Source organism: Microthrixaceae bacterium (genome assembly GCA_016702505.1).
Classification (GTDB): Bacteria; Actinomycetota; Acidimicrobiia; order Acidimicrobiales; family Iamiaceae; genus Aquihabitans.
On sequence record JADJDU010000010.1, the window covers coordinates 191,216 to 211,864 of the forward strand.

Here is a 20,649-nt window from a genome sequence, read left to right on the forward strand (position 1 = left end):
ATCTGGAACTGGGTCTGGACGGTGCTGGTTGGTCGCGGTTACCGTGACCCTCGTCACGACCCGCTTCTCGCAGGTCCGACGACCCCGCCCGATCTGCAGGCTGCCCCCGAAGGGGGAGGGCGCCGCGATCGGGCGGAGTCGCGTCCGGCTCCAACCAATACCGGGAGGCCCCGATGACCATCGACCCGCTCGAATCTTTCCGCCTCGACAGCAAGGTGGCGGTGGTGACCGGAGCCTCGGTCGGTTTGGGGCGACGTTTTGCCCAGGTGCTGCACGGAGCCGGGGCCACCGTGGTGGTGGGGGGGCAAGGCGGCTGGACCGTTTGGAGAGCCTGGCCTCCGAACTTGGAGAACGGTGCATCCCGGTGGCCTGTGATGTGACGGTGGGGTCCCAGTGCGAGGCGTTGATCGCTCGGGCCGTTGAAGCGGGCGATGGTTCCTTCGACGTGCTGGTCAACAACGCCGGCATTTCGGTGATCGGCCCGGCCGAGACCGAGCGGTTCGAGGACTTCACCCGCGTGGTCGACGTCAACCTGAACGCGGTGTTCCGGCTGTGTCAGCTCGCCTACGAGCCGATGGTTGCTGGTGGTGGGGGCAGCATCGTCAACATCGCATCGATCCTGGGGCTGGTGGCAGGGACCCCGGTGAAGCAGGCCGGCTACTGCGCGGCCAAGGCCGGCGTCGTGAACCTGACCCGGGAACTGGGCGCCCAGTGGGGGCGACGAGGCGTACGGGTCAACGCCATCGCCCCAGGATGGTTCCCCAGCGAGATGACCGCGGTCATGTGGGGAGACGAGTCTTCGGAACGCTTCGTAGCCACCAACACCGCGGTCGGTCGGGCCGGTGAGGACCACGAACTCGATGGTGCTCTGTTGTTCCTGGCCTCGGAAGCGTCGTCATATGTCATAGGCCAGACCATCCCCGTCGACGGCGGCTGGACCATCCGCTGACCAACGAGGCCCCAGCCGCCTGGTGTGCGGCGCGGAGATCGGCGTCACCAGGTCAAGCCGCGGTGACGGGGAAGCAGGCGGCGATCTCGGTGAGGTAGGCGTTGAGGGTGTCGCTGGCCTCGTCGGAGTTGGAGTTCTGTCCCAGGCGCACCACCACCAGATCACGCGTGGGGAAGCAGATGACGCGCTGGCCTTCGAACCCGTGGGCGCCAAAGGGCATCTGGTCTTGGTCCCAGCTCCACCAGTGGGCTCCGTGGAAGATGCCCTTGTCGTTGGAACGGGGGGTGCGGCCATGGTCGATCCACTCCGCTGGAACGATCTGGCGCCCGTCCCAGAACCCACCCCTCAACGCCAACAAACCGAACCGACACCAGCTCTGAAGCGTGCAATGGGCATAGGAGGAACCGACAAAGGTGCCAGCTTCGTCGAACTCGAGCCGGGTGTCGGTCATGCCGATTGGATCGAGGATGTGGTGGTGGAGCCACCGGGTGAACCCCTCGACATCACCCGACATCCCGAGGACCCGTTGCAAGTTGGCCACGATCACGTTGGTGGTACCCGAGGAGTACACGTACGCCTCCGGTGAGCCCGGAGGGTGGGCCAACTCGAAACCGGCCGCGAAACCGGCGGTGTCGTCCGCCCCCGATGCGAACAACATCTCGACCACGTCGGGCAGGCGGTCGGTATCGATGACGTACTCCTCGCGCCAGGCCAGACCTCCTCGCATGGTCAACAGATCGTCCCAGGTGATGTCGTGTCTGGGATCGCTTGGGTCGGCCCAGCGCGGTTCGGGCACCCGCTCGTGGTGGTCGATCAGTCCATCGGCCACAGCCACCCCGACGGCCAGATGGGTGAGGCTCTTGGCCATCGACCAGCTCAACAGCTCGCTGGACTCGTCGAGGCGGTCGAGCGGGGGGTCGGGCTCGAGGGCTCGTAGGTCTCGGACCGGACGTAGCCCGTAGCGTTCGGTGACCAGCTGTCCCTGGCAAACCACGGCGGCGGCGAAGGTGCGACCCATGGTGGGGTGGGGCTGGTCGGCCACCAACACGTCCAGCAGGGCGGTCAGGCGGGCGACGTCGGCTCCCAGGTCGGAGGCGTCGGCGCGGGGCCATCTGCTGGTTGGCCACGGGATCCCATCGGCCTGTCGGGGGAGGTCGGGGAGCGGTCGTTCGGTCATGGGCGGAGGCGAGGCGCTCATCGACGTTGGAGGTGGACGGTCACCGAAACGGCCAGGTGGTCGGACAGGCTGCCAGCCGGTCCGCCTCGGACGCCACGGCCTGGGAACGCCCAACGGCGGGGGCGGTCCAGCTCGACCTTGGTGCGGGCGCGGCGCCAGGGCGGGCTGTACCAGATGTAGTCGATGCGGTCGACCGAGGCCCTGGCCGCGGCTTGGGCGGTGGGGTCGGAGTCGGGGTGGTCGACGACGCAGTCGGGCAGCGCCGGGTCCGAGGGGATGGATCTGGGATCGGCGAAGGTGGCGGTCGGGCCGGGCCCGATCCCGCGCTCCTCCCAGACGTCGACCACGTCTAGCGGGGCAAGGTGTTCGACCAGATCCCGGTGGTATGCGCCGGTATCGCCACGGAGTCGTCGGTCGTGGGCGGCCACGTTGAAATCGCCGACCACCAGCAGGGGGTTCTCCTGGTTCCTGTGCTGGCTGACGAACTCGACGAGCTCGTCGACCTGGGCCATCCGGCCACGATGGTGGCGGGCGTGATCGCCGGCACCGGGAATTGGCAGGAACTCACCGCCGGCCAGCAGGTGCGTGGACGCCAGGTCGAGCTCGGCTCCGCCCGGCAGACGGACCCGAACGAACAGGACCCCCTTGGTGGCGTAGCTGTCGGAGTCGCGTAGATCACCGCCGCTGGTGAAGGTGTGGGTCGCGGTCGACACCACCTCCAACGCCAGGGGGTCGACGAGGGTCATCAGGCCGCTACCCACACGTTTGAGCGCCGAGGCGGGGCCGGGGCCGGGTTGGAATTCGACCTCGTCCCACTGGCAGGCCACCGCGTCCTGTTCCCGCTGGTCGAAGACCTCGGCCAGGGCACACACGTCGAAGCGACCGGACAGGGCCTGTCCCACCAGTGGGGCTCTACGGGTGACGTCGGGGGCGAAGAGGTGGTCGGTGAGAGGGAGCGACGGACCCCCAGACCACAGGCGAGGCCGGAGCAGCCAGGTGTTCCAGAACACCACCCTCACCGATCCGGTCGCGGATGCCATGGACCCGAAAGCTACCGGTTCGAACGAGCGGCGGTAGCCGGCCTGGCCCGATCCCGACGCGATTCTCAAATCGGCTGGATTTCGGCCGATTGTGACCACATGCCCCGTCCCAATCGTCGTCTAGGTGAGCGTAGGAACATCCAGCCCAGCCAGATCCATTGGAACCTGCCCAAGCAGGGTTGGAAGCAGCGGTTCAAGAAGCAAGAAGCCCAGGTCGGCATACTTCAGGACGTCTCTGTGACCGGTGCCGCCGTGGTCGCCCCTCTCGATGGCCAGGTCGGACGGGGGTCGCGGGTGCCGGTGGCCTTCGGTTGGGTGGAGGGCGCGGTGAGGGTGATGCGCGTCGATCCACACTCCGACGGGATCAACGCCACCTTCGGTGTGGAATGGGAGTCGAGCGACTCCGAGTTCACCAGGGCCGTCCTCCAGACCTTCCTGGAGAGCGACACCCCGCCGTACTGAGTCTTCCACCGGAAGGCTCTGCCTTCCGGTGGATCCAGGCTCAGGAGCTTGATGGTGGGATAGTTGCGTCGGTCTGGCACCCTTGATCGCCATGTTGCAGGTGAACGGGCTCAAGGTCGACGTGGGTGGTGTGACCCTCATCGATGGCGTGTCGTTCACCGTGCGCGCCGGAGAGAAGGTGGGCCTGGTCGGCCGTAACGGGGCCGGTAAGACGTCGATGCTCAAGGTGATCGGCGGTGCCACCGAGGCGGCCGGTGGTTCGGTGAGCTACCAGGGTGGTCTCGGCTACCTGCCTCAGGATCCCCGGCTCGACATGGTGCCGCCCGACGTCACCGCCCTCAACCACGTCCTGTCCGGTCGTGGTTTCGCCGAAGCGCTCGAGCGAATGGCCAAGTTGCAACAGGCCATGGAGAACGACCCGACCCCGCGGGCCATCGACCGCTACACCAAGGCGATCGAGCGGTTCCGGATGGACGGCGGATACGCGGCCGAATCCGAGGTCCGTCGGCTGGCCGCCGGAATCGGCCTGGCCGACGAGAAGCTCGACCTTCCCCTCGGGGCGCTGTCCGGTGGGCAGCGGCGGCGGGTCGAAGTGGTGCGCATCCTCTTCGCTGGGTCCGATGTGTTGTTGCTGGACGAACCCACCAACCACCTCGACGCCGACGCCAAGCTGTGGATGCTCGACTTCCTGGCCTCTTACCGGGGGGCGCTGGTCGTGATCAGCCACGACCTCGACCTGCTCGACGAGGCCATCACCCGGGTCATCCACCTCGACCGGGGTGGAGACACCGCCACCGGCACCATGCACGAGTACAAGGGCACCTACTCCCAGTACGTGGCCGCCCGGGAGGCCGACGAGGTGCGTCTGGCCAAGCAGATCGCCATGCAGGCCAAAGAGATCGATCGCATGCAGAACATCATCGATCGGTTCGGAGCCAAGGCCACCAAGGCGTCGATGGCCCACAGCCTCGAGAAGCGCATCGAGCGACTCAAGGCCAACGGACCCGAGTCGACCGTGGCCCGGAAGGTCCTCAAGCTGCGCCTCCCCGAGCCGCCTCACTGTGCCCGCACGGTGCTGGAGGCCTCCGACCTGGCGGTCAGCTACCCCGGGCTCGATGTGTTCGAGGACGTCACCTTCGACGTGGGTCGAGGGGACCGGATGTTGATCATGGGCCTCAACGGTGCCGGCAAGACCAGTCTGTTGCGGGTGTTGGCCGAGATCACCGACCCGGTGATCGGTTCGTTCCGGTGGGGCATGGGCGTTTCGGTCGGCTACTACGCCCAGGAGCACGAGGGGATCCGGGCCGGAGCCAGCCTGGTCGATCACATGCGAGAAGCGGCTCCGGACCTGGGCGACGGGGAGCTTCGGGGCCTGCTGGGCATGTTCGGCCTGGTGGGAGACAAGGTCTTCCAGGACGCGTCAACGCTCTCGGGCGGGGAGAAGACCAAGCTGGCCTTGGCCCAGCTGGTGGGTGGCAAGCACAACGTGTTGTTGTTGGACGAACCGACCAACAACCTCGATCCCGGGTCTCGGACAGCGGTGGCCGACTCGTTGTCGAGTTGGGGTGGCACCCTGATCGTGGTCAGCCACGATGCCGAGTTCGTCGAGGCCCTTCAGCCCGACCGGGCCTTGCTGATGCCCGACGGCACCATCGACCACTGGCACGATGACTTCTTGGAGTTGGTGACCCTGGCCTGATCGGTTGTCCTGACGGCAACGGGCATCGGATCCGGATGGAAATTCGGTCAGGCCAGGTCGGCTCAGGCCAGGTCGGTCAGGCCAGGTCGCTCAGGCCAGGTCGCTCAGGAGGGGATCTCGGGCCGCCCAGGGTGGAACCGGTGGTTGGGTGGCGTAGTCCTCCGCGGTCCGGGACCGGGTTAGGTCATCGACCTCGAGCCAAGCCCGCGAGCAGCGGCTCCAGGCCTGCTGGGCCTCGACGAACTCGCGGCGCCTGCTCAACCGCGTCGCGTCACGGCCCAACGCCGTGGCCCGCTCCACGTTGCGCCCGGTGGCTGACCGCCACGGTTCGGTTGGGCGGGTGGTGACGTCGACCAACAGGTCCTCGGTGTCCACCTCGGGGCCGATGAGGGCCACGGCCTGGCGCCAGGGGCGGCCCGAGTCCTCGACCGGTGCCATGGCCAGGAGTTGGGGCGGTTGGCCGTAACGGTGAACGCGTAGCCACGCCTGATGTTCCCCCAGGCCTCCCAGGTGAACGACCAGGTGGTGGCCGTGGCGTTCGGCCTTTATGACCCGGCCGTCGAGGTCGGCACCGAACAGCACCGGGATGGTGGGGCGGGGTACGAGGCGTTCCCGGGTCGGTGCAGAGCGAGCCGCCCCACCTTCGGCGGCGGCCATCGGAGCCGCCGCCACCGGAGCCGGCGCGGCCATCTCGACCAGTCTCGCCACCTGGTCCTGGCCCGTGGCCCGTCGGTGGAGGGCGCCCGAGAGGATCTGAAGGCGGTCAGCCAGGTGCGGGTCGTGGGGATAGACCGCTTTGACCCAACGGGAAGATCGCGCCGTGGTGGCGGCCAGTAGTTCGACCTCTTCATCCCAGGCGTCGGGGTCGATGTGTTCCCACCGGGCCAGCCCGGCTGTTACCAGTTCCAGCCCGCTGGGTTCGGGGTTGAGGTCGTGGGTCAGGTCCAGGGCGTGGACTCCGAGGTCGATGAGCGAAGCGGCCAGGACCGTGTCTCGGTGGTTGGTGGCGGTCAGCTCCTCGAGGCCCACAGCCAGGCGGCCCAGTAGCGGGAGGGGGTTGGACCCGATGGGGCGGACCGTGCTGGACGTTGATGTCATCCACCAACGGTCCGAGTCGGTCGGCGTGCCTGGCCCCAGAACCCGTCGGACCACGGCGAGATCGTCTTCGGAGGGTTCGAGGGGTACGGCCAGGAAGCTCAAACGATCCGGCCGGGCGTAGTCCACGTCAACTTCGGTGGTTCCCCCGGCCAGCGTGACCATGGCCAAGCCCGCCGGCCCCGGAGTACCCCCACCAGAGGCCAACCGGTGGTGTTCGGTCCGGGTGAGGCGCCGACGGTTGTCTGACTGTGACCCGCGATCGGTGGTCATGGCCCGCTCGATTCGACGGTTTGGGCCACGGCTTCGGTGAAGGTGCGCTCGAGGCGCTGGAGGGCGATCGAGCGCCGCTGACGTACCGCTCCGGTCTCGGGTTCCTCGAAGCAGTCGTGGCGGCCGGCGTAGTGGAGGGCGGCCCAGCGGCTGGCGTGGTTGGCGGCCCGCGACCGGGGTGAGGGGACCGGTGTCTCGGGCCAAAGCTCCAGTTCTGGGTGGTCGGCCAGGTGGGTGAGGGTGAGTCCCCCGGCCACCACCCAGGCATCGAGCCGGGACCGTGCCACCAGCATCAGTTGCAGGTGGTGTCGGACCAAAGGTGCAGCGGCGTCATCGGTGGTGGCGTCGGACCACGTCGTGGGTGGGTCGGGTGCTGGATCACGTTCGCCCTCGGCTAGTAGGTCTCTCAGCGCCTCTCGCCGCCCGGCTCGCAGTCGGTCCACGGCCGCGTTGCGGATGGACCGCCGGGCGTAGGCGACCACATCGTTCAGCCCATCGCTGTGTCCCTCGGCCCCCGCCGCCAGCCGGCCCCAGACCCCCACCAGGACCGCCTGGCACAGATCATCGATGTGGTCAGGGCTGGCGGTCAGCCCCAAGCGGTGCAGTTCGCTGGCGGCCGCGGCCCGACCGTCGGGGCCCAGGCAGAAGCCTTGAAGCCGGTCGAGTGTCGCCGGATCTACACCGGTTTCGGCTTGGCGCCGTGTCCGGCGGTGCCCAGAGGCCGGGGTGGTGGGGGAGGGGCGATCCATATCTGTGATGACGATACGACGGCATCGTGACCGTCCCCAGTGAGAAATCTTCGGAGAACTTGTCCGCTTCTTGGCGGGGTACCCCCTGACAACCGGGCTGGCCCGGCGTCGATGGGGCATGACCAACACAAAGAACACCCAGAAGACCCGTTCCACCAACAACATCACCGACGCCGAGCAAGCGCCCGGCCCCGTTCACCTCTACGTGCTGCTCGACCGCTCCGGTTCCATGCAGGCCATCCGGTCCGAGGTGATCGGCGGGTTCAACGCCTTCGTGGCCGGCCAACAGATCAACGGTGCCGATGCCCGCCTGACGATGGTGCAGTTCGACACCCAGGACCTGGCCGAGACGGTTGTGGACGACGTCCCCATCCGCAAGGTGAAGCCCCTGACCCGGGCCCGGTTCCAGCCCCGGGGCGGAACTCCGCTCCTGGACGCCACCGCCCACATCATCGCCCGGGCTCGGGCCAACGTCGGCGAGGCTTCCGACGGGGCCAACGTGGTGGTGGTGACCATTACCGACGGGCTCGAGAACGCCAGCCGAGAGTTCACCCGATCCGACATCAAGGAGATGATCGGCGAACGCGAGGCCGCGGGATGGACCTTCGTCTACCTGTCGGCCGGGCTCGACGCCTACGACGACGCCACGTCCTACGGCTACGGGGCCGGGTCTGTCCAGGCCTGGGCCCCCGATGCCGAAGGGGCGGCACTGGCCTTCGCCTCGTTGGACATGGCAGTGGGCGAGATGCGGACCAAGGTCCGACACTCCGCCCCCGTCGACCGACGAGACCTCTTCGAAGGGCACAAGCCTGCCGAAGTCGATCGCCGGGCCAAGCGCGGTGACCGTCGGTGATGGAGAGGTAGGGCCGGGCTCAGCCAGCGTCGACCAGGTCGTTCTCGGCCATCCGGTTGTCGGCGCTGGCCTTGAGGTGCCGGGCCACCGATGCGATGTCGAGCAGTTGACGGAACTCGGCTGCCCCGGCCACGTGGACCCGGGCCCCGTGACGGGTGCTGACAGTGGCGGTGCAGGGCACGTGGTTGATGAGGCCGACCTCACCGACCCAGCTGTCGGGGCCCAGGGTCACCACGTGATCGGTTCCGTCAGGCTGGTGGTGAACCACCTCGACCTCACCGGATTCCACGATCACGAACTGGCGGGCCAGACCGTCTTGGACCATGAGGATCCGCCCTGGGGATGCATCTATCGGGGTGAGCAGTCGGGCCACCAGATCCAGCTCTGGGTCGTCGCACTCGGCGAAGAGGGGGAGTGCTCGTAGGTCGTAGACGTCGGACACGGAGGACCTCCTTGAAGGGGTACTACCGCCCATTCTTGCAAGATTCTGCTAACAAAAGTATGCGCGGTGCCACAAGTCACCCCCCCACCGTCTCCGCCGCAAGGCTCCGCCTTTCGGCGGAGTTAGGTTTAGCGGGGGGTGAGCAGGACCACGGGGATGTCCCGGTCGGTCTTGTTCTGGTAGCCCTGGTAACCCTTGTAGGCCTTGGTGATGGTGGGCCACAGCTCGGCCTTTTGGGCGGGTTCCGCGGTGTGGGCGGTCATTGGTCGGCGGGTGCCGTCGACTAGGACCTCCACCTCGGGGTTGGCGACCAGGTTCAGGTACCAGGCCGGGTGCCCGGGGTTTCCGCCCTTGGACGCCACCAGCACGATCCGGTCCTGGTCAGCGATGGGGGCGGTGAGCATCACGGTGCGGTGTTCACCCGATCGGCGGCCGATCGTGGTCAGCTCCACCACCTTCATCCCCATCAACTGCCGGCCCAGCCGCCCTCCCGACACCGTGATCAGCAGGCGGTGGGTGCCGTTCATGAGTTTGAAGAAGGGTTCGGGAATGGCAGGCATGGGATCAGTCAACCACGATCGGGTTCCGCACCCGAACGTGGGCGGACCTGCCGTGCCCTGGACCAGGCCGGTGTCATCGTTCCCGGGTCATGGCCGCCCTCAGGGCTTCGACAGCGGCCTCGGGGTCCTCTACCTGCACTACCAGGTTGGTGAAGGCCTCGTCGTGAAGGCTGATGACCACCACCTGGCGGGCCCGACCCACAAGCCACAGGTCCTTCTCGCCGTGAGAGCGGTAGGTGCCCGCCGTCATGACGCCGGGTAGGTAGGTGCCCGGAGCCCGGAACCCGATCCGTACCGAGTTCCGATCGGCCACACCGACGGCGTCACCGCCGTGACCGGCACGTCCACGCCGCGGCTGAGGGCCCAGAAGCGCATGAAGCCGACCGGGCGAACCAGGAGCCGATCATCGGGGGTGACCCCGACTGCGGCCAGGTTGGGGCCAGCGAAGCTGGTGGCACAGATCCCGCCCAACACCACCAACAGCACCGCCACCACCCAACCCAACCCGCTGGGCATGGCGAAACCTACGGCCCACATGGCCGCGGCCATGCCCACGATGGCCACCACCAATGCAAGGGTGCCCAGCGTGCGCTGAGACATGGCCTTCGGTCAGCTCCGGGAACCCAGGTTGACCGGGGTGGTCACCTCGGCGAAGAAGTCGTTGCCCTTGTCGTCGACGACCACGAAGGCGGGGAAGTCCTCGACCTCGATGCGCCACACCGCTTCCATGCCCAACTCGGGGTAGTCGAGCACCTCGACCTTGCGGATGCAGTCCTTGGCCAGGCGGGCGGCGGGTCCACCGATGGAGCCCAGGTAGAAGCCGCCGTGGGCAGCGCAGGCATCGGTCACCTGCTGGGACCGGTTGCCCTTGGCCAACATCACCAGCGACCCGCCCGCGGCCTGGAACTGCTCGACGTAGGAATCCATGCGGCCGGCGGTGGTGGGGCCGAAGCTCCCCGACGCATAACCCTCGGGTGTCTTGGCCGGGCCGGCGTAGTACACGGGATGGTCCCGCAGGTACTGGGGCATGCCCTCACCAGCGGCCAGCCGCTCGGCGATCTTGGCGTGGGCGATGTCACGGGCCACCACCACGGTGCCCGACAGCGACAGTCGGGTCTTGACCGGGTATTGGGTGAGCTGAGCACGGATCTCGTCCATGGGTCGGTTCAGGTCGACCCGGACCACGTCTCCGCCCAGGTCGTCGTGGGTGACCTCGGGGAGGAACTGGGCGGGATGGCGCTCCAGCTCCTCGAGGAAGACGCCTTCGGCGGTGATCTTGGCCCGGGCCTGACGGTCAGCCGAACAGGACACAGCGATGGCAACCGGGCACGAGGCACCGTGACGGGGTAGGCGGATGACCCGCACGTCGTGGCAGAAGTACTTGCCGCCGAACTGGGCTCCGATGCCGAAAGCCTGGGTGAGGGCCAGCACCTCGGCCTCCATCTCCAGGTCCCGGAACCCGTGACCAGACGCCGATCCTTCGGTGGGGATGGTGTCGAGGTAGCGGGCCGATGCCAGCTTGGCGGTCTCTAGGGCGAACTCGGCCGACGTGCCGCCGATGCAGACGGCCAGGTGGTAGGGCGGGCAGGCTGAGGTGCCGAGCAGGCGAAGCTTGTCGTCCAGGAACCGCAGGAGCGATGCGTGGTTCAGCACCGCCTTGGTCTCCTGGAACAGGTAGCTCTTGTTGGCCGAGCCACCCCCCTTGGCCATGAACAAGAACTTGTAGGCGTCACCGTCCACCGCACTGATCTTGATCTCGGCGGGAAGGTTGGTACCGGTGTTGGTCTCGTCCCACAAGGTGAGCGGAGCCATCTGGGAGTAGCGCAGGTTGTCGCGCTGGTAGGTGTCGAACACGCCGCGAGCCAACGCCGCTTCGTCACCCCCGCCGGTGAGCACGAACTGCCCCTTCTTGCCCTTGACGATGGCGGTCCCGGTGTCCTGGCACATCGGCAGCACGCCACCGGCGGAGATGTTGGCGTTCTTGAGCAGGTCCAGGGCCACGAACCGGTCGTTGGCCGACGCCTCAGGATCGTCGAGGATCCGGGCCAGTTGCGCCAGGTGACCGGGGCGAAGGAAGTGGGCGATGTCGTGCATGGCCTCCGCGGCCAGAGCGGTGAGGACGCGGGGCTCGACTTGGAGGAACGTATGACCGGCCCCTTCCACCGTGGTCACGCCGTCGAGGTCGAGCTTGCGGTACGCGGTGGCGTCGGGCCCGATGGGGAGAAGTTCGGTGAATTCGAAGTCGCTCATCACTGTCGAGGGTAGGTCCGTGCGCCGCGGTGGAGCCATCCGGCCCGACCACCGGGTCTAGGCGGTAGACCGGACCCATGGATACCTCCACCATTCCCGCCCCTGAGCCCGGTACACCGACGAGGACCGAGCACGACACCATGGGGGAGGTGACGGTTCCAGCGTGGGCCCGGTGGGGTGCACAGACCCAGCGGGCGGTGGACAACTTCGCCATCTCGGGTAGGCCCGTCGATCGCCGGCTGATCCGGTCGCTGGCCCTGGTGAAGGCGGCGGCCGCAACCGTCAACGGGGCCTCGACCTTGGTCGCCCTGGATGCGCAACAGGCGAGAGCCATCGAGGTCGCCGCTGAACGGGTGGCGAGCGGCGAGTTCGACGCTCACTTCCCTGTCGACGTGTTCCAGACCGGATCGGGCACCTCGTCGAACATGAACGCCAACGAGGTGATCGCCAGCTTGGCCAACGAGTTGCTGGGAGATGTCGGGGCCCGTGTCCACCCCAACGACCACGTGAATGCCTCGCAGTCATCCAACGACGTGTTCCCGACGGCCATCCAGGTCGCCGCGGTCGAGGCGGTGTCCCTCGACCTGCTGCCTGCCCTCGGGGTGCTGTCGGCGACCTTGAGGGCCAAAGCTTCTGATCTGAGTGCAGTGGTGAAGGCCGGGCGAACCCACTTGATGGACGCGGTACCGGTCACCTTGGGTCAGGAGTTCGGTGGCCATGCCACCCAGATCGAGCAGGCCGCCGATCGCCTGGCTGGTGTCCTGCCCCGCCTGAGCGCCCTGCCCATCGGGGGAACGGCGGTCGGCACTGGGCTGAACGCCCCTGTCGGGTTCGGCGCTGCCGTGGCCCAGGCGCTGAGCGACCGAAGCGGTCACGCCTTCACCGAGGCCCGAGACCACTTTGCTGCACAGGCCGCCCCCGATGCCCTCGTCGAGTTGTCGGGGCAGCTTCGTGGGTTGGCGGTGGCCCTGGTGAAGGTGGCCAACGACCTGCGATGGATGGCTTCGGGTCCTCGTACCGGGCTGGCCGAGATCGCGTTGCCCGATCTGCAACCGGGTTCCTCGATCATGCCGGGCAAGGTGAACCCGGTGCTGTGCGAAGCGGTAACCCAGGTGGCGGCCCAGGTCATCGGCAACGACGCGGCCGTCGCCTTCGCCGGGAGCCAGGGCAACTTCGAGTTGAACACATACCTACCGGTGATGGCCCGCAACGTCTTGGAATCGGTGGACCTCCTTGCGGCGGTGTCGGCGTTGTTCGCCCGGCGGTGCGTGGCCGGGATCACCGCCGACGAGAACAGGTGCCAGGCCTTCGCCGAGTCCTCTCCGGCGGTGGTCACCTCGCTGAACCCATACTTGGGCTACGAACGGTCGGCCGCGCTGATAAAGGAGAGCCGGGAGCGCGGCGTCGGGCTGCGGGATCTGGTGGCCGCCACCGGCGAACTGACCGCGATCCAGCTAGACGAAGCGCTCGACGTGATGGCGCTCACCCGGGGCGGGCTGCCATCGGAGTGAGGCGGCCTCGTTCGAGCTTGTCAGCCCTTGGCCGGGGAACCGGCGAAGGGGCCGGGGTCACCCGAAGCGGGGAGCTGAGGGTGGCTCCACGAGTTGACCTTGCCGACCAAGGCCCCGATGTCCTCCCACTCCGAGGGGTTCCAACCCTCGGACTGGCCGACGACCACCAGGTCCTGGCGGATGTACACCAGGGCGGGCAGGCGCTCCAGGCCCAACCCCTTGACCAGCGTGCGGTCCGGGTCGGTGAAGGTGAGGGTCTCCTCGGCGAGCGGTCCCAGGAACCGCTTGGCGTCGCGCTCGTCGGCGGTGACGGTCCATGCCACCCGGCAGTCGGCACCTCGGAAGTGGGCCAGGAAGCGTCGGGCTGTCTTGAGGATCCACGCGCTCTCGTGGGTGTAGGGGTCTAGGACCACCGTGAGCAGCTGGAACGTGGTCAGCCACTCATCGAGGGGGCGGGCCTCGCCTCCGATAGCCGCAAGCTGCACGTCTTCGCTCACCTGGGTAACCACGGCAGCGAAAGGTAGTCGCCTCGGGGGGTCGAACGCAGATCCCCGATGGGTCGGTTGGTCAGAGGACCCGGTAACTTCGCCCCCGTTCGCCCCCGTTCGCCCCCGTTCGCCCCCGTTCGCCCTGGGCCTAGGCGCCCGACCCTGGAGAGGAACCCCGAGAATGGTCACCGCCGCCATCGGCAGCACCCCCTACAAGATCATGTTGCTGCTCCACATCGGCTCGGCCTTCGTGGCCTTCGCCCCCGCTTTCGTCTGGCCGTTCGTGTCGGTTCGCCTCAAGAAGGCCGGAGAGCCCGTCGGGGTCACCATCAACCGCTTGGCCGGGGGGAACACGCTCAAGATCCACGGCCCCGCCTACTTCGTCACCGGCTTCTTGGGTTTCGGGCTGGCCGGCATGAGCGAGAAGGTCTACCGGATGAGCCAGCCGTGGCTCATGGTGGCCGCCGCGCTGTGGTTCGGTGGCATGGGAATCATGTTCGGGTTGATGAACCCGGCCGAGAAGAAGGCCGCGGCCGGCGACGCCCAGGCCGAGAAGATGCTGTCCATGTGCGGCGGCATCCTTCACCTGATCTTGTTCGTGGCCCTGTTCCTGATGATCTGGAAGCCCGGGCTCTAACCTGGATCCGCCGAAAGGCAGAGCCTTCCGGCGGAGTTTCGGTCGCCGGCCTGACGGCCGACGTCTTCGCTGCTGCAACCGGCAAAGCCGGTCTCCGCAGGTCGGGGGGCTCCGCCACAAGGGGCTCTGCCCCGAACCCCCGCCCAGTCCTCCTGTTCCGGCTCATCAGACAGTTGAACGCCATCGGCGGCTGCCCAAAGAAGCGGATTCGTCTGGGTGACCAGGGTCATTGAGTAGCAGCCAAATCCGATCGGTGGATCGAGGTTTAGCCCGCGAACCGATTGGTGAGCCTGGTAACCCGAGCCGCTCGTGCGGCCACCGACGCCACGAATATCGCGGCGGCCACCAGGGCTACGGTGGCTCCGGCCGAGGTGTGGGCGGCCACCGACAGCGCCAGGCCCGTTGCCCCGGACACGACGCCGATACCGGCGGCCAGGGCCATCGTGGTCACCAGATCGTCGCTCCATTGGCGTGCCGCCGCCGCCGGAGCCACGAGGAGCGAGACGCACAGCACCGTTCCCATGGCGGGCAGGGTTGTGACCACCGCGATCTCGATGGATGCCATCAGGATCAGGTCCACCAGCAACACCCGGTAGCCGAGGGCGGCTAGCGCTCCGGGGTCGAACGCGCTGAGCACCAACTCCTTGTGGAAGAGCGCCAAGGTGGCAAGGATCACCGCCGCCACCACCGCGGTGATGACAACGTCACTCGGTGAGACGGTGGCAACCGAGCCCACCAGGTAGGCCGACACGTTTCGGGTGAACCCGTCAGAGGCCGAGACCAGCACCACGCCCAGGGCAAATCCGGCGGCCAGGACCACGCCTATGGCCGACGAGGACTCGACTTGGTCGGTGGCGCCGAGACCGACGATCGCGGCTACCACCACCAGTCCGAACACCAGGGCTCCGGCCATCAGGTTCACCCCGGCAAGACCGGCGAGCACCAGACCGGGAAAGGTGGCGTGGGTCAGCCCCATGACCAGGAAGGGCAGACGTCGAAGCACAACATGCACCCCCACGACTCCGCCGACCACCGCCGCCAGGGTGACCTGAACCAGGGCCTCGACCGAGCCGAACGTGTCGATGATCCAGGGTTCCACGTCGTCGGTCAGCTTCCTCGGGGCGTGGCCGTGGCGATGGACGCGGTGGGACCCGACGCGGCCCGGGCGAGTGCACGGCCGATCAGGACCGCAACGAACAGCACGGTGGTGGCCAGCACGATGGTTGCACCGGGAGCCAGGCGGAGGTCGTGGTCCACCGATACCCGGTAGGACACGGCCAGACCCAGCCATCCTCCAGCGGCACCGACCGCGGCCGATGTCACGTACATGGCCGTCACCGACCGAGATGCCAGCCGTGCGGTGGCGGCTGGCGTGATCAGTAGGGCCATGGTCAACAGGGTGCCCACGGCTCGAGCTGCGGCCACCACCACCAACACGATCAGGACGTTCACCAACAGGTCCAGCCCACCCACCAGGTAACCGGCGGCTCGGGCTCCATCGGGGTCGAAGGCCCGCAGCACCAGTTCCTTGTGGGTGGCGGCCAGGGTCAGGGCCACCACGACCAGGACCAGCGCAACCTCGATGATCTGGAGGCGATCCACGGTGAGGATTCGGCCGAAGAGCAAGCCGGTGAGGTCGGCGGTGTATCGCTCGGTCCGGGAGATCACGATCACCCCGACGGCGAAGAACGAGGTGAGTATCACCGCCAACGCTGCATCGGAGGTGACGCGGCGGCTGCGGTCCAGGGCGGTGAAGGCGAGGGCGGAGATCACCCCTGCGGCCAGCGCCCCCACGGTCACCGACCAACCGAGGGCGAAGGCCACCGCCATGCCCGGGAACACGGTGTGGGTGTAGGTGTCGGCCATGAAGGCCAGTCGCCGCAACGCCACCTGAACCCCAACCAGGCCGGCCAGGACGCCGAGCAGGACGGCCATGGTCAGTGCCCGTTGCATATAGGGCAGCGTGAACGGGTCGATCAGCAGGCTTCTCACGGTTCGGCCACGATGACGGCGTCGCCGGCAAGGGCCACGGCGTTGCTCCCGTACGCGGCCCGTAGGTGCGTGGTGGTGAGCGTGACCTCGGTGGGGCCGAAGGCGATCTGGTGGCGGTTGAGCACACATGCCTCCCCGCAGGCGAGGTGGGCCACGGCCAGGTCATGGGTCGACATCACCACGGCCACCCCGTCGGCTCGAAGGTCGGCCAGCACGCCGAGCAACAGGTCCTGGGTGCTGGAGTCGACACCGTTGAACGGTTCGTCGAGCAGGATGAGGCGGGCCTGTTGGGCGATGGCCCGGGCCAGCAGGACCCGCTGACGTTGGCCGCCCGACAGGGTGCCGAACCGATCCCGGGACCTCTCGGTCAGGCCGACGCGTTCCAGCGCCTCGGCGGCCAGCCTCCGGTCGGATCGGCCCGGTCGGCGAAGCCAACCCACCTCGCGGTATCGGCCCATCAGCACGACGTCGAGCGCCGAGATCGGGAACTCGGGATCGAGGGCATCGGACTGGGGGACGTAGGCAACGTCACGACGCGCCTCGGCCGGCGCCCGGTCGAGGACCTCGATGCGCCCGCGCTGGAGCGGAACCAGACCGAGGATCGCCTTGAGCAGGGTCGACTTGCCAGCACCGTTGGGTCCGATCAACGCCACCGCGCTACCGGCGGGCACGATGCCGGTGACACCGTCCAACGCGGCGCGGGGCCCGTAGGACACGGTGACGTCGTCGAGGATCAGCGATGACGTCGGGGCCGCGGCGTCGAGCCCGGACCGGGGGATCATCTGGTCGTTCACATCAGGTTCCGCGCAATCGAATCGGCGTTGTGGCGCATCATTTCCAGGTAGGTGTCACCTGGGGAACCCGCGGGGGCGAGGGAATCTCCCAGCAGTCCGTCGGATCCGGCTACCACCCGGATCTTGACTCGGCGGGCCAACGCTGCGGCCGCGTCGGGGGGCATCGACTGTTCGGTGAACACCGCTCGGGCCCCGGTCCGTTCGACGGTGGCAGCCAGATCGGCCAAGTCTCCGGCTGACACCTCCGCCGAAGTGTCGAAGCTGGGTATCACCGTGCCGACCACGTCGAGGTCGTAGCGGTCGGCGAAGTAGGCGAAGGCATCGTGGTCGGTGACCAGACGCCGGCTGGTGAGGCTTTCGAGGCGGCTGGAGATGTCGGCGTCGAGACGCACCAAGGCCGCGTCGTAGCGGGTCGCTCGTTGCGTGACTTGGGTGGCCGCGGTGGATTCGCCCAGGGCTTCGGTCAACGCCTCGGCGACGGTCCGGACCATGGTCCGGGCGTTGGTCGGGTCGAGCCAGATGTGGGGGTTGACCGAGCCCTCGTGGTCATGGCCGTGGTCCTCGTCCTCTTCCTCGTCGTGGTGGTCCTCACCACCGAGGTCGAGCAGGTGCACGCCTTTGGAGGTGTCGGTTACGGACACGTCAGGCCCGGCGGCTTCGACGGCGGCTTCGAGCCACGGTTCCAGTCCGACCCCGTTGGCGAGGATGACATCGGCTCGGGCCAGGGCATCGAGGTCGGCGGGGGAGGGTTCGTAGTCGTGGGCGTCGACGTTGGCCCTGATGAGCCCACGCACTTCGACGGCGTCACCACCGATGGTGCGGGCGAAGTCGGCGAGCTGCGTGGTGGTGGCCACCACTAGGACCTTGTCGTCGGCGGCGTCGGCTTCGGGTGAGGTTCCACAGGCGGCCAGGACGGAGATTCCCGTAACGGCAAGGGCGACGACCCGGCCGAATGACCGAGGTGGTCGACGGCCGATGTACGGGGGGTGGGCCGGTGACATACCTAAACAATACTAAGAACCATTCCCATTTCCTACCAACCGCTGTTGCGAGAGTGATGTCGGTAGTCGGTCGCAAGAGTTGGATCCGGTCCCTGTGCTTGCGATCATGGCTCGGTGGGTGAACTGTCGGTAGACGAGGTGGTCCAGGGCGCCCCGTCGTGGAGCACGCTGCTGAGCCGAGGCCTGCGCAAGAAGTGCCCGCGCTGTGGAGCCGGACACCTGTACCACGGCTGGTTCAGGATGAAGGAGCGGTGCCCGGCTTGCGGAATGCGCTTCGAGCGCGAGCCCGGGTTCTTCGTGGGTGCCTACCTCATCAACTTCGCCATCACCGAAGGACTCCTGTTCGTGTTGGTGATGGGCTTCGTGTTCTGGAAGGACCAACACCCCGACGCGGGCGTGGTCGTGCCCATCGCGGTGGGCGTATTCCTCGGCGTCTTCGCCCCGATTCTCTTCTATCCGTTCTCCCGAACCATCTGGTCGGCATTCGACGTGGGTATGACTCCGCTGGAGTTGAAGGAGATCGTCGAAGCAGCCGACGCCTCCGAACCGGTCGCCCGAGGCGGTACCGGCACAGTCTCGTCGTCAGATAGCTGACGGTCCTGACACTTGGGCTGAAGACTCCGGCCCTCGGGCTGACGGCTCAACCCCGTCGTGACCCGTACGATTCGGCGGCTGGTGGAGGTGTGACCGGGGTCCGTTGTGCCCACTGGACTAGCCCCGGGGCTGGGCTCCACCTCGACCAGAGCCGCTACGAGATCCGGTTCCGGGCTGGGGCGGGGAGGCTTCGGAATCACCTATCAGGGCCGACCACCGCCTAACGACGGAGCGTGGCCCTCAAGGAGTTGTTTCCCGAGTCGGCGCGGCGAGGCGGCTCGTATGTCGAGGTTTCCAGCGTTGACCAGCCCGCCTTCGAGGTCGCCCGGCAGCGGTTCATGCGAGAAGCCCGGGTGCTGGCTCGCTTCTCCCACCCCGGCATCGTACGGATCTTCGAGGTGTTCGAGGACAACGGAACCGCCTACCTGGTGATGGAGTTGCTGGAGGGACGCACTTTGGTCGACGTGTTGCGTCAGCACGGCCGTCCGCTGGCCGAGGACGATCTGGTCGACCTGGCCGCTCGGGTGGCTGCCGCCCTTCGGCCCGTCCACGCCGCGGGGGTCCTGCACCGAGACGTGAACCCGTCCAACGTCGTGCTGACCCACCACGGCCGAGTGGTGGTCATCGACTTCGGCCTAGCCCGTGAGTACCAGCCCGATCACACCGTCGGTATGACGAGGGTGGTAACGCCGGGCTACGCCCCGATCGAGCAGTACCGCGGTGAAGGCCACTTCGGACCGTCAACCGACGTGTACGGCCTGGCCGCCACCCTTTACCGCCTCGCGACCGGCAAGGTACCGATCGGTGCGCTCGAACGCAGCGGCGGGACCCAGCTCGTGTCGCCATTCCGCCTCAACCCGGATCTGTCCAAGGACTTCAGCGATGCCGTGCTGGACGGGCTGGAGCTGGAGCCGTCCCATCGTCCCCAGGACTTGGACAGCTTCCTGGCCCGGCTCGGAGTAGCCCAGCTTCCCACCGGGATCCGCGCCCGCCTCCTCGACTCGGTGCCCGTGCCCGTGCCCGTGCCCGTGCCCGTGCCCGTGCAAACCGCCGATTCGGCCCCCAAGCCAGTCGGACCGGCCGTCAACGAACCCGTCTCGCCCTCTGGGGCGACTCCGTTGCCGTCGCCGGGAGCGACGGTGGCCTGGACCCCCGACCAGACCGAGGTGGTGATGCCAGAGAGCGATCCGACCAGGGGTCGGGTCGTCGAGGCCACCCGCCACCATGATCCCCGCGAGGTCATGCCCGGCCAGACCAGGTACGGATCACCACCACCGCCGGCTCCACAACCTCTGGCTCCTCCGCCTCAGACGCCGCATCCCCAGGGGGCTTTGCCGCTGCCCGCCGCGCCGAAGACGTTCCGACGAGGCCGGCGGACTCTGACCTTCCCCTTGTTGGTGTTGGCTGTGTCTCTCGGCGGGGCGGCTCCGGTGTTCACCGTCGCCGTGCTGGTAGGACTGGTGTTGCCCCTGATCGCCACCCACGGGGACTCGGTGGCCCACCGGCTGCGGCTGCAGCACGGGGTGGCCGATGGATGGGCCGAGAGGAGGGTGGGACCAGCGGCATTGGCTCCGGTCCGCTTCGTCCGCAACGTCTTCTCCAGCGTCTTGAGGGCTTCACCGCTGGTGGGTCTTGGCGCCGTCCTGATGGCGGGCTGGTATGGGCTGAACGGTCTGGACCTTGACCGCAGCGTTCTCGATCTCGCTCTCAGGGCGATAGGTGTGGTGGTGGCGGGCTCTATCGCCCTGATGTCCCGGCACGGCTCCCGGCGGTTCCGGACTGGTTTGGGCCTCGACGACCTGGCCGACCGGCTGGCTCGGACCGGGGGGGTGAGCGAGCGGGTGGTGGTCCTGTGGTTGGTGGCCGGTGCATTGGCCGCCGAAGCATGGTGGCTGTCGCCGTCGCCGTTCCCGCTGTCCCCGTGATGTCCGGCTGTGGACGCGCCGACGGCGCAGCGGGGGCTGCGCCGTCGAGAAACGAAACTGGTCGAGCCACCAGGTGGCCCGGAGGTGGGTGGGTCAGCCGCGGCCAGCGTTGGGCTTGGTGCCGTGGTTGGCCTTCTTGCGCCGGGCGTTGATCTTGC

21 protein-coding genes and 1 pseudogene are annotated in these 20,649 nt (G+C 67.8%); 8 read left to right on the forward strand and 14 right to left on the reverse strand.

What is annotated here, in order from left to right; translation table 11 throughout:
* Positions 1-179: 179 nt before the first annotated feature.
* Positions 180-949, forward strand: a pseudogene (locus IPG97_11940) (SDR family oxidoreductase).
* Between the two features lie 52 nt (positions 950-1,001).
* Here IPG97_11940 and IPG97_11945 read toward each other — a convergent pair.
* Both IPG97_11945 and IPG97_11950 read right to left on the reverse strand, forming a co-directional pair.
* Positions 1,002-2,126 (reverse strand): serine hydrolase, encoded by a 1,125-nt coding sequence (locus IPG97_11945; GenBank protein ID MBK6857226.1) that lies wholly within the window; start codon positions 2,124-2,126, stop codon positions 1,002-1,004.
* 17 nt (positions 2,127-2,143) lie between these two features.
* Positions 2,144-3,166 (reverse strand): endonuclease/exonuclease/phosphatase family protein, encoded by a 1,023-nt coding sequence (locus tag IPG97_11950; protein ID MBK6857227.1) that lies wholly within the window; start codon positions 3,164-3,166, stop codon positions 2,144-2,146.
* Positions 3,167-3,265: 99 nt separating this feature from the next.
* Here IPG97_11950 and IPG97_11955 point away from each other — a divergent pair, with 99 nt between their 5' ends.
* Both IPG97_11955 and IPG97_11960 read left to right on the forward strand, forming a co-directional pair.
* Entirely contained in the window at positions 3,266-3,628 is a 363-nt protein-coding gene (locus IPG97_11955; protein ID MBK6857228.1) for a PilZ domain-containing protein, read from the forward strand.
* Positions 3,629-3,719: 91 nt separating this feature from the next.
* Entirely contained in the window at positions 3,720-5,327 is a 1,608-nt protein-coding gene (locus IPG97_11960; protein MBK6857229.1) for an ABC-F family ATP-binding cassette domain-containing protein, read from the forward strand.
* Between the two features lie 90 nt (positions 5,328-5,417).
* On the opposite strand, the gene IPG97_11965 is transcribed toward IPG97_11960, so the two are convergent.
* On the reverse strand, positions 5,418-6,695 hold the full coding sequence (locus IPG97_11965) for a hypothetical protein (protein ID MBK6857230.1): 1,278 nt from the start codon (positions 6,693-6,695) through the stop codon (positions 5,418-5,420).
* Entirely contained in the window at positions 6,692-7,444 is a 753-nt protein-coding gene (locus tag IPG97_11970) for a sigma-70 family RNA polymerase sigma factor (protein ID MBK6857231.1), read from the reverse strand. Before IPG97_11970 ends, IPG97_11965 begins: the two co-directional genes overlap by 4 nt.
* Positions 7,445-7,562: 118 nt before the next feature.
* Here IPG97_11970 and IPG97_11975 point away from each other — a divergent pair, with 118 nt between their 5' ends.
* Complete coding sequence (locus tag IPG97_11975; GenBank protein ID MBK6857232.1) at positions 7,563-8,297, forward strand: VWA domain-containing protein; 735 nt, start codon at positions 7,563-7,565, stop codon at positions 8,295-8,297.
* Between the two features lie 19 nt (positions 8,298-8,316).
* Here the strand turns inward: IPG97_11975 and IPG97_11980 are convergent, their stop codons facing one another.
* The 5 genes from IPG97_11980 to IPG97_12000 form a co-directional block, all read right to left on the reverse strand.
* Positions 8,317-8,739: a cyclic nucleotide-binding domain-containing protein gene (locus tag IPG97_11980; GenBank protein ID MBK6857233.1), complete on the reverse strand. Its 423-nt coding sequence runs from the start codon at positions 8,737-8,739 to the stop codon at positions 8,317-8,319.
* 128 nt (positions 8,740-8,867) lie between these two features.
* Positions 8,868-9,299 (reverse strand): nitroreductase family deazaflavin-dependent oxidoreductase, encoded by a 432-nt coding sequence (locus IPG97_11985; GenBank protein MBK6857234.1) that lies wholly within the window; start codon positions 9,297-9,299, stop codon positions 8,868-8,870.
* A 73-nt stretch (positions 9,300-9,372) separates the two neighbouring features.
* Positions 9,373-9,549, reverse strand: a complete 177-nt coding sequence (locus IPG97_11990; GenBank protein MBK6857235.1) for a hypothetical protein — start codon at positions 9,547-9,549, stop codon at positions 9,373-9,375.
* The gene (locus IPG97_11995) at positions 9,546-9,899 is read right to left on the reverse strand and encodes a hypothetical protein (protein ID MBK6857236.1); all 354 of its coding nucleotides are present in this window, start codon (positions 9,897-9,899) and stop codon (positions 9,546-9,548) included. The genes IPG97_11990 and IPG97_11995 overlap by 4 nt, the downstream gene beginning before the upstream one ends.
* A gap of 9 nt (positions 9,900-9,908) precedes the next feature.
* On the reverse strand, positions 9,909-11,549 hold the full coding sequence (locus IPG97_12000; protein ID MBK6857237.1) for a fumarate hydratase: 1,641 nt from the start codon (positions 11,547-11,549) through the stop codon (positions 9,909-9,911).
* 77 nt (positions 11,550-11,626) lie between these two features.
* Here IPG97_12000 and IPG97_12005 point away from each other — a divergent pair, with 77 nt between their 5' ends.
* Positions 11,627-13,060 (forward strand): class II fumarate hydratase, encoded by a 1,434-nt coding sequence (locus tag IPG97_12005; GenBank protein ID MBK6857238.1) that lies wholly within the window; start codon positions 11,627-11,629, stop codon positions 13,058-13,060.
* A 20-nt stretch (positions 13,061-13,080) separates the two neighbouring features.
* Here IPG97_12005 and IPG97_12010 read toward each other — a convergent pair whose 3' ends face one another.
* Complete coding sequence (locus IPG97_12010; GenBank protein MBK6857239.1) at positions 13,081-13,569, reverse strand: hypothetical protein; 489 nt, start codon at positions 13,567-13,569, stop codon at positions 13,081-13,083.
* A 160-nt stretch (positions 13,570-13,729) separates the two neighbouring features.
* Between IPG97_12010 and IPG97_12015 the strand changes: the two genes are divergently transcribed.
* Positions 13,730-14,185, forward strand: coding sequence for a hypothetical protein (locus IPG97_12015; GenBank protein ID MBK6857240.1), 456 nt, complete (start codon positions 13,730-13,732; stop codon positions 14,183-14,185).
* Between the two features lie 265 nt (positions 14,186-14,450).
* Here the strand turns inward: IPG97_12015 and IPG97_12020 are convergent, their stop codons facing one another.
* Genes IPG97_12020 through IPG97_12035 form a run of 4 tightly spaced genes read right to left on the reverse strand, consistent with a single transcriptional unit; the run spans position 14,451 to position 17,972 of the window.
* On the reverse strand, positions 14,451-15,284 hold the full coding sequence (locus tag IPG97_12020; GenBank protein ID MBK6857241.1) for a metal ABC transporter permease: 834 nt from the start codon (positions 15,282-15,284) through the stop codon (positions 14,451-14,453).
* Positions 15,285-15,292: 8 nt separating this feature from the next.
* A complete protein-coding gene (locus tag IPG97_12025) occupies positions 15,293-16,177 on the reverse strand; it encodes a metal ABC transporter permease (protein MBK6857242.1) in 885 nt (294 codons plus the stop codon).
* Positions 16,174-16,959: an ABC transporter ATP-binding protein gene (locus IPG97_12030; GenBank protein ID MBK6857243.1), complete on the reverse strand. Its 786-nt coding sequence runs from the start codon at positions 16,957-16,959 to the stop codon at positions 16,174-16,176. Before IPG97_12030 ends, IPG97_12025 begins: the two co-directional genes overlap by 4 nt.
* Before the next feature lie 8 nt (positions 16,960-16,967).
* Complete coding sequence (locus IPG97_12035) at positions 16,968-17,972, reverse strand: zinc ABC transporter substrate-binding protein (GenBank protein MBK6857244.1); 1,005 nt, start codon at positions 17,970-17,972, stop codon at positions 16,968-16,970.
* A 114-nt stretch (positions 17,973-18,086) separates the two neighbouring features.
* Between IPG97_12035 and IPG97_12040 the strand changes: the two genes are divergently transcribed.
* Entirely contained in the window at positions 18,087-18,566 is a 480-nt protein-coding gene (locus IPG97_12040) for a DUF983 domain-containing protein (GenBank protein MBK6857245.1), read from the forward strand.
* A gap of 233 nt (positions 18,567-18,799) precedes the next feature.
* A complete protein-coding gene (locus IPG97_12045) occupies positions 18,800-20,491 on the forward strand; it encodes a serine/threonine protein kinase (GenBank protein MBK6857246.1) in 1,692 nt (563 codons plus the stop codon).
* The last annotated feature ends 158 nt before the right edge of the window (positions 20,492-20,649 follow it).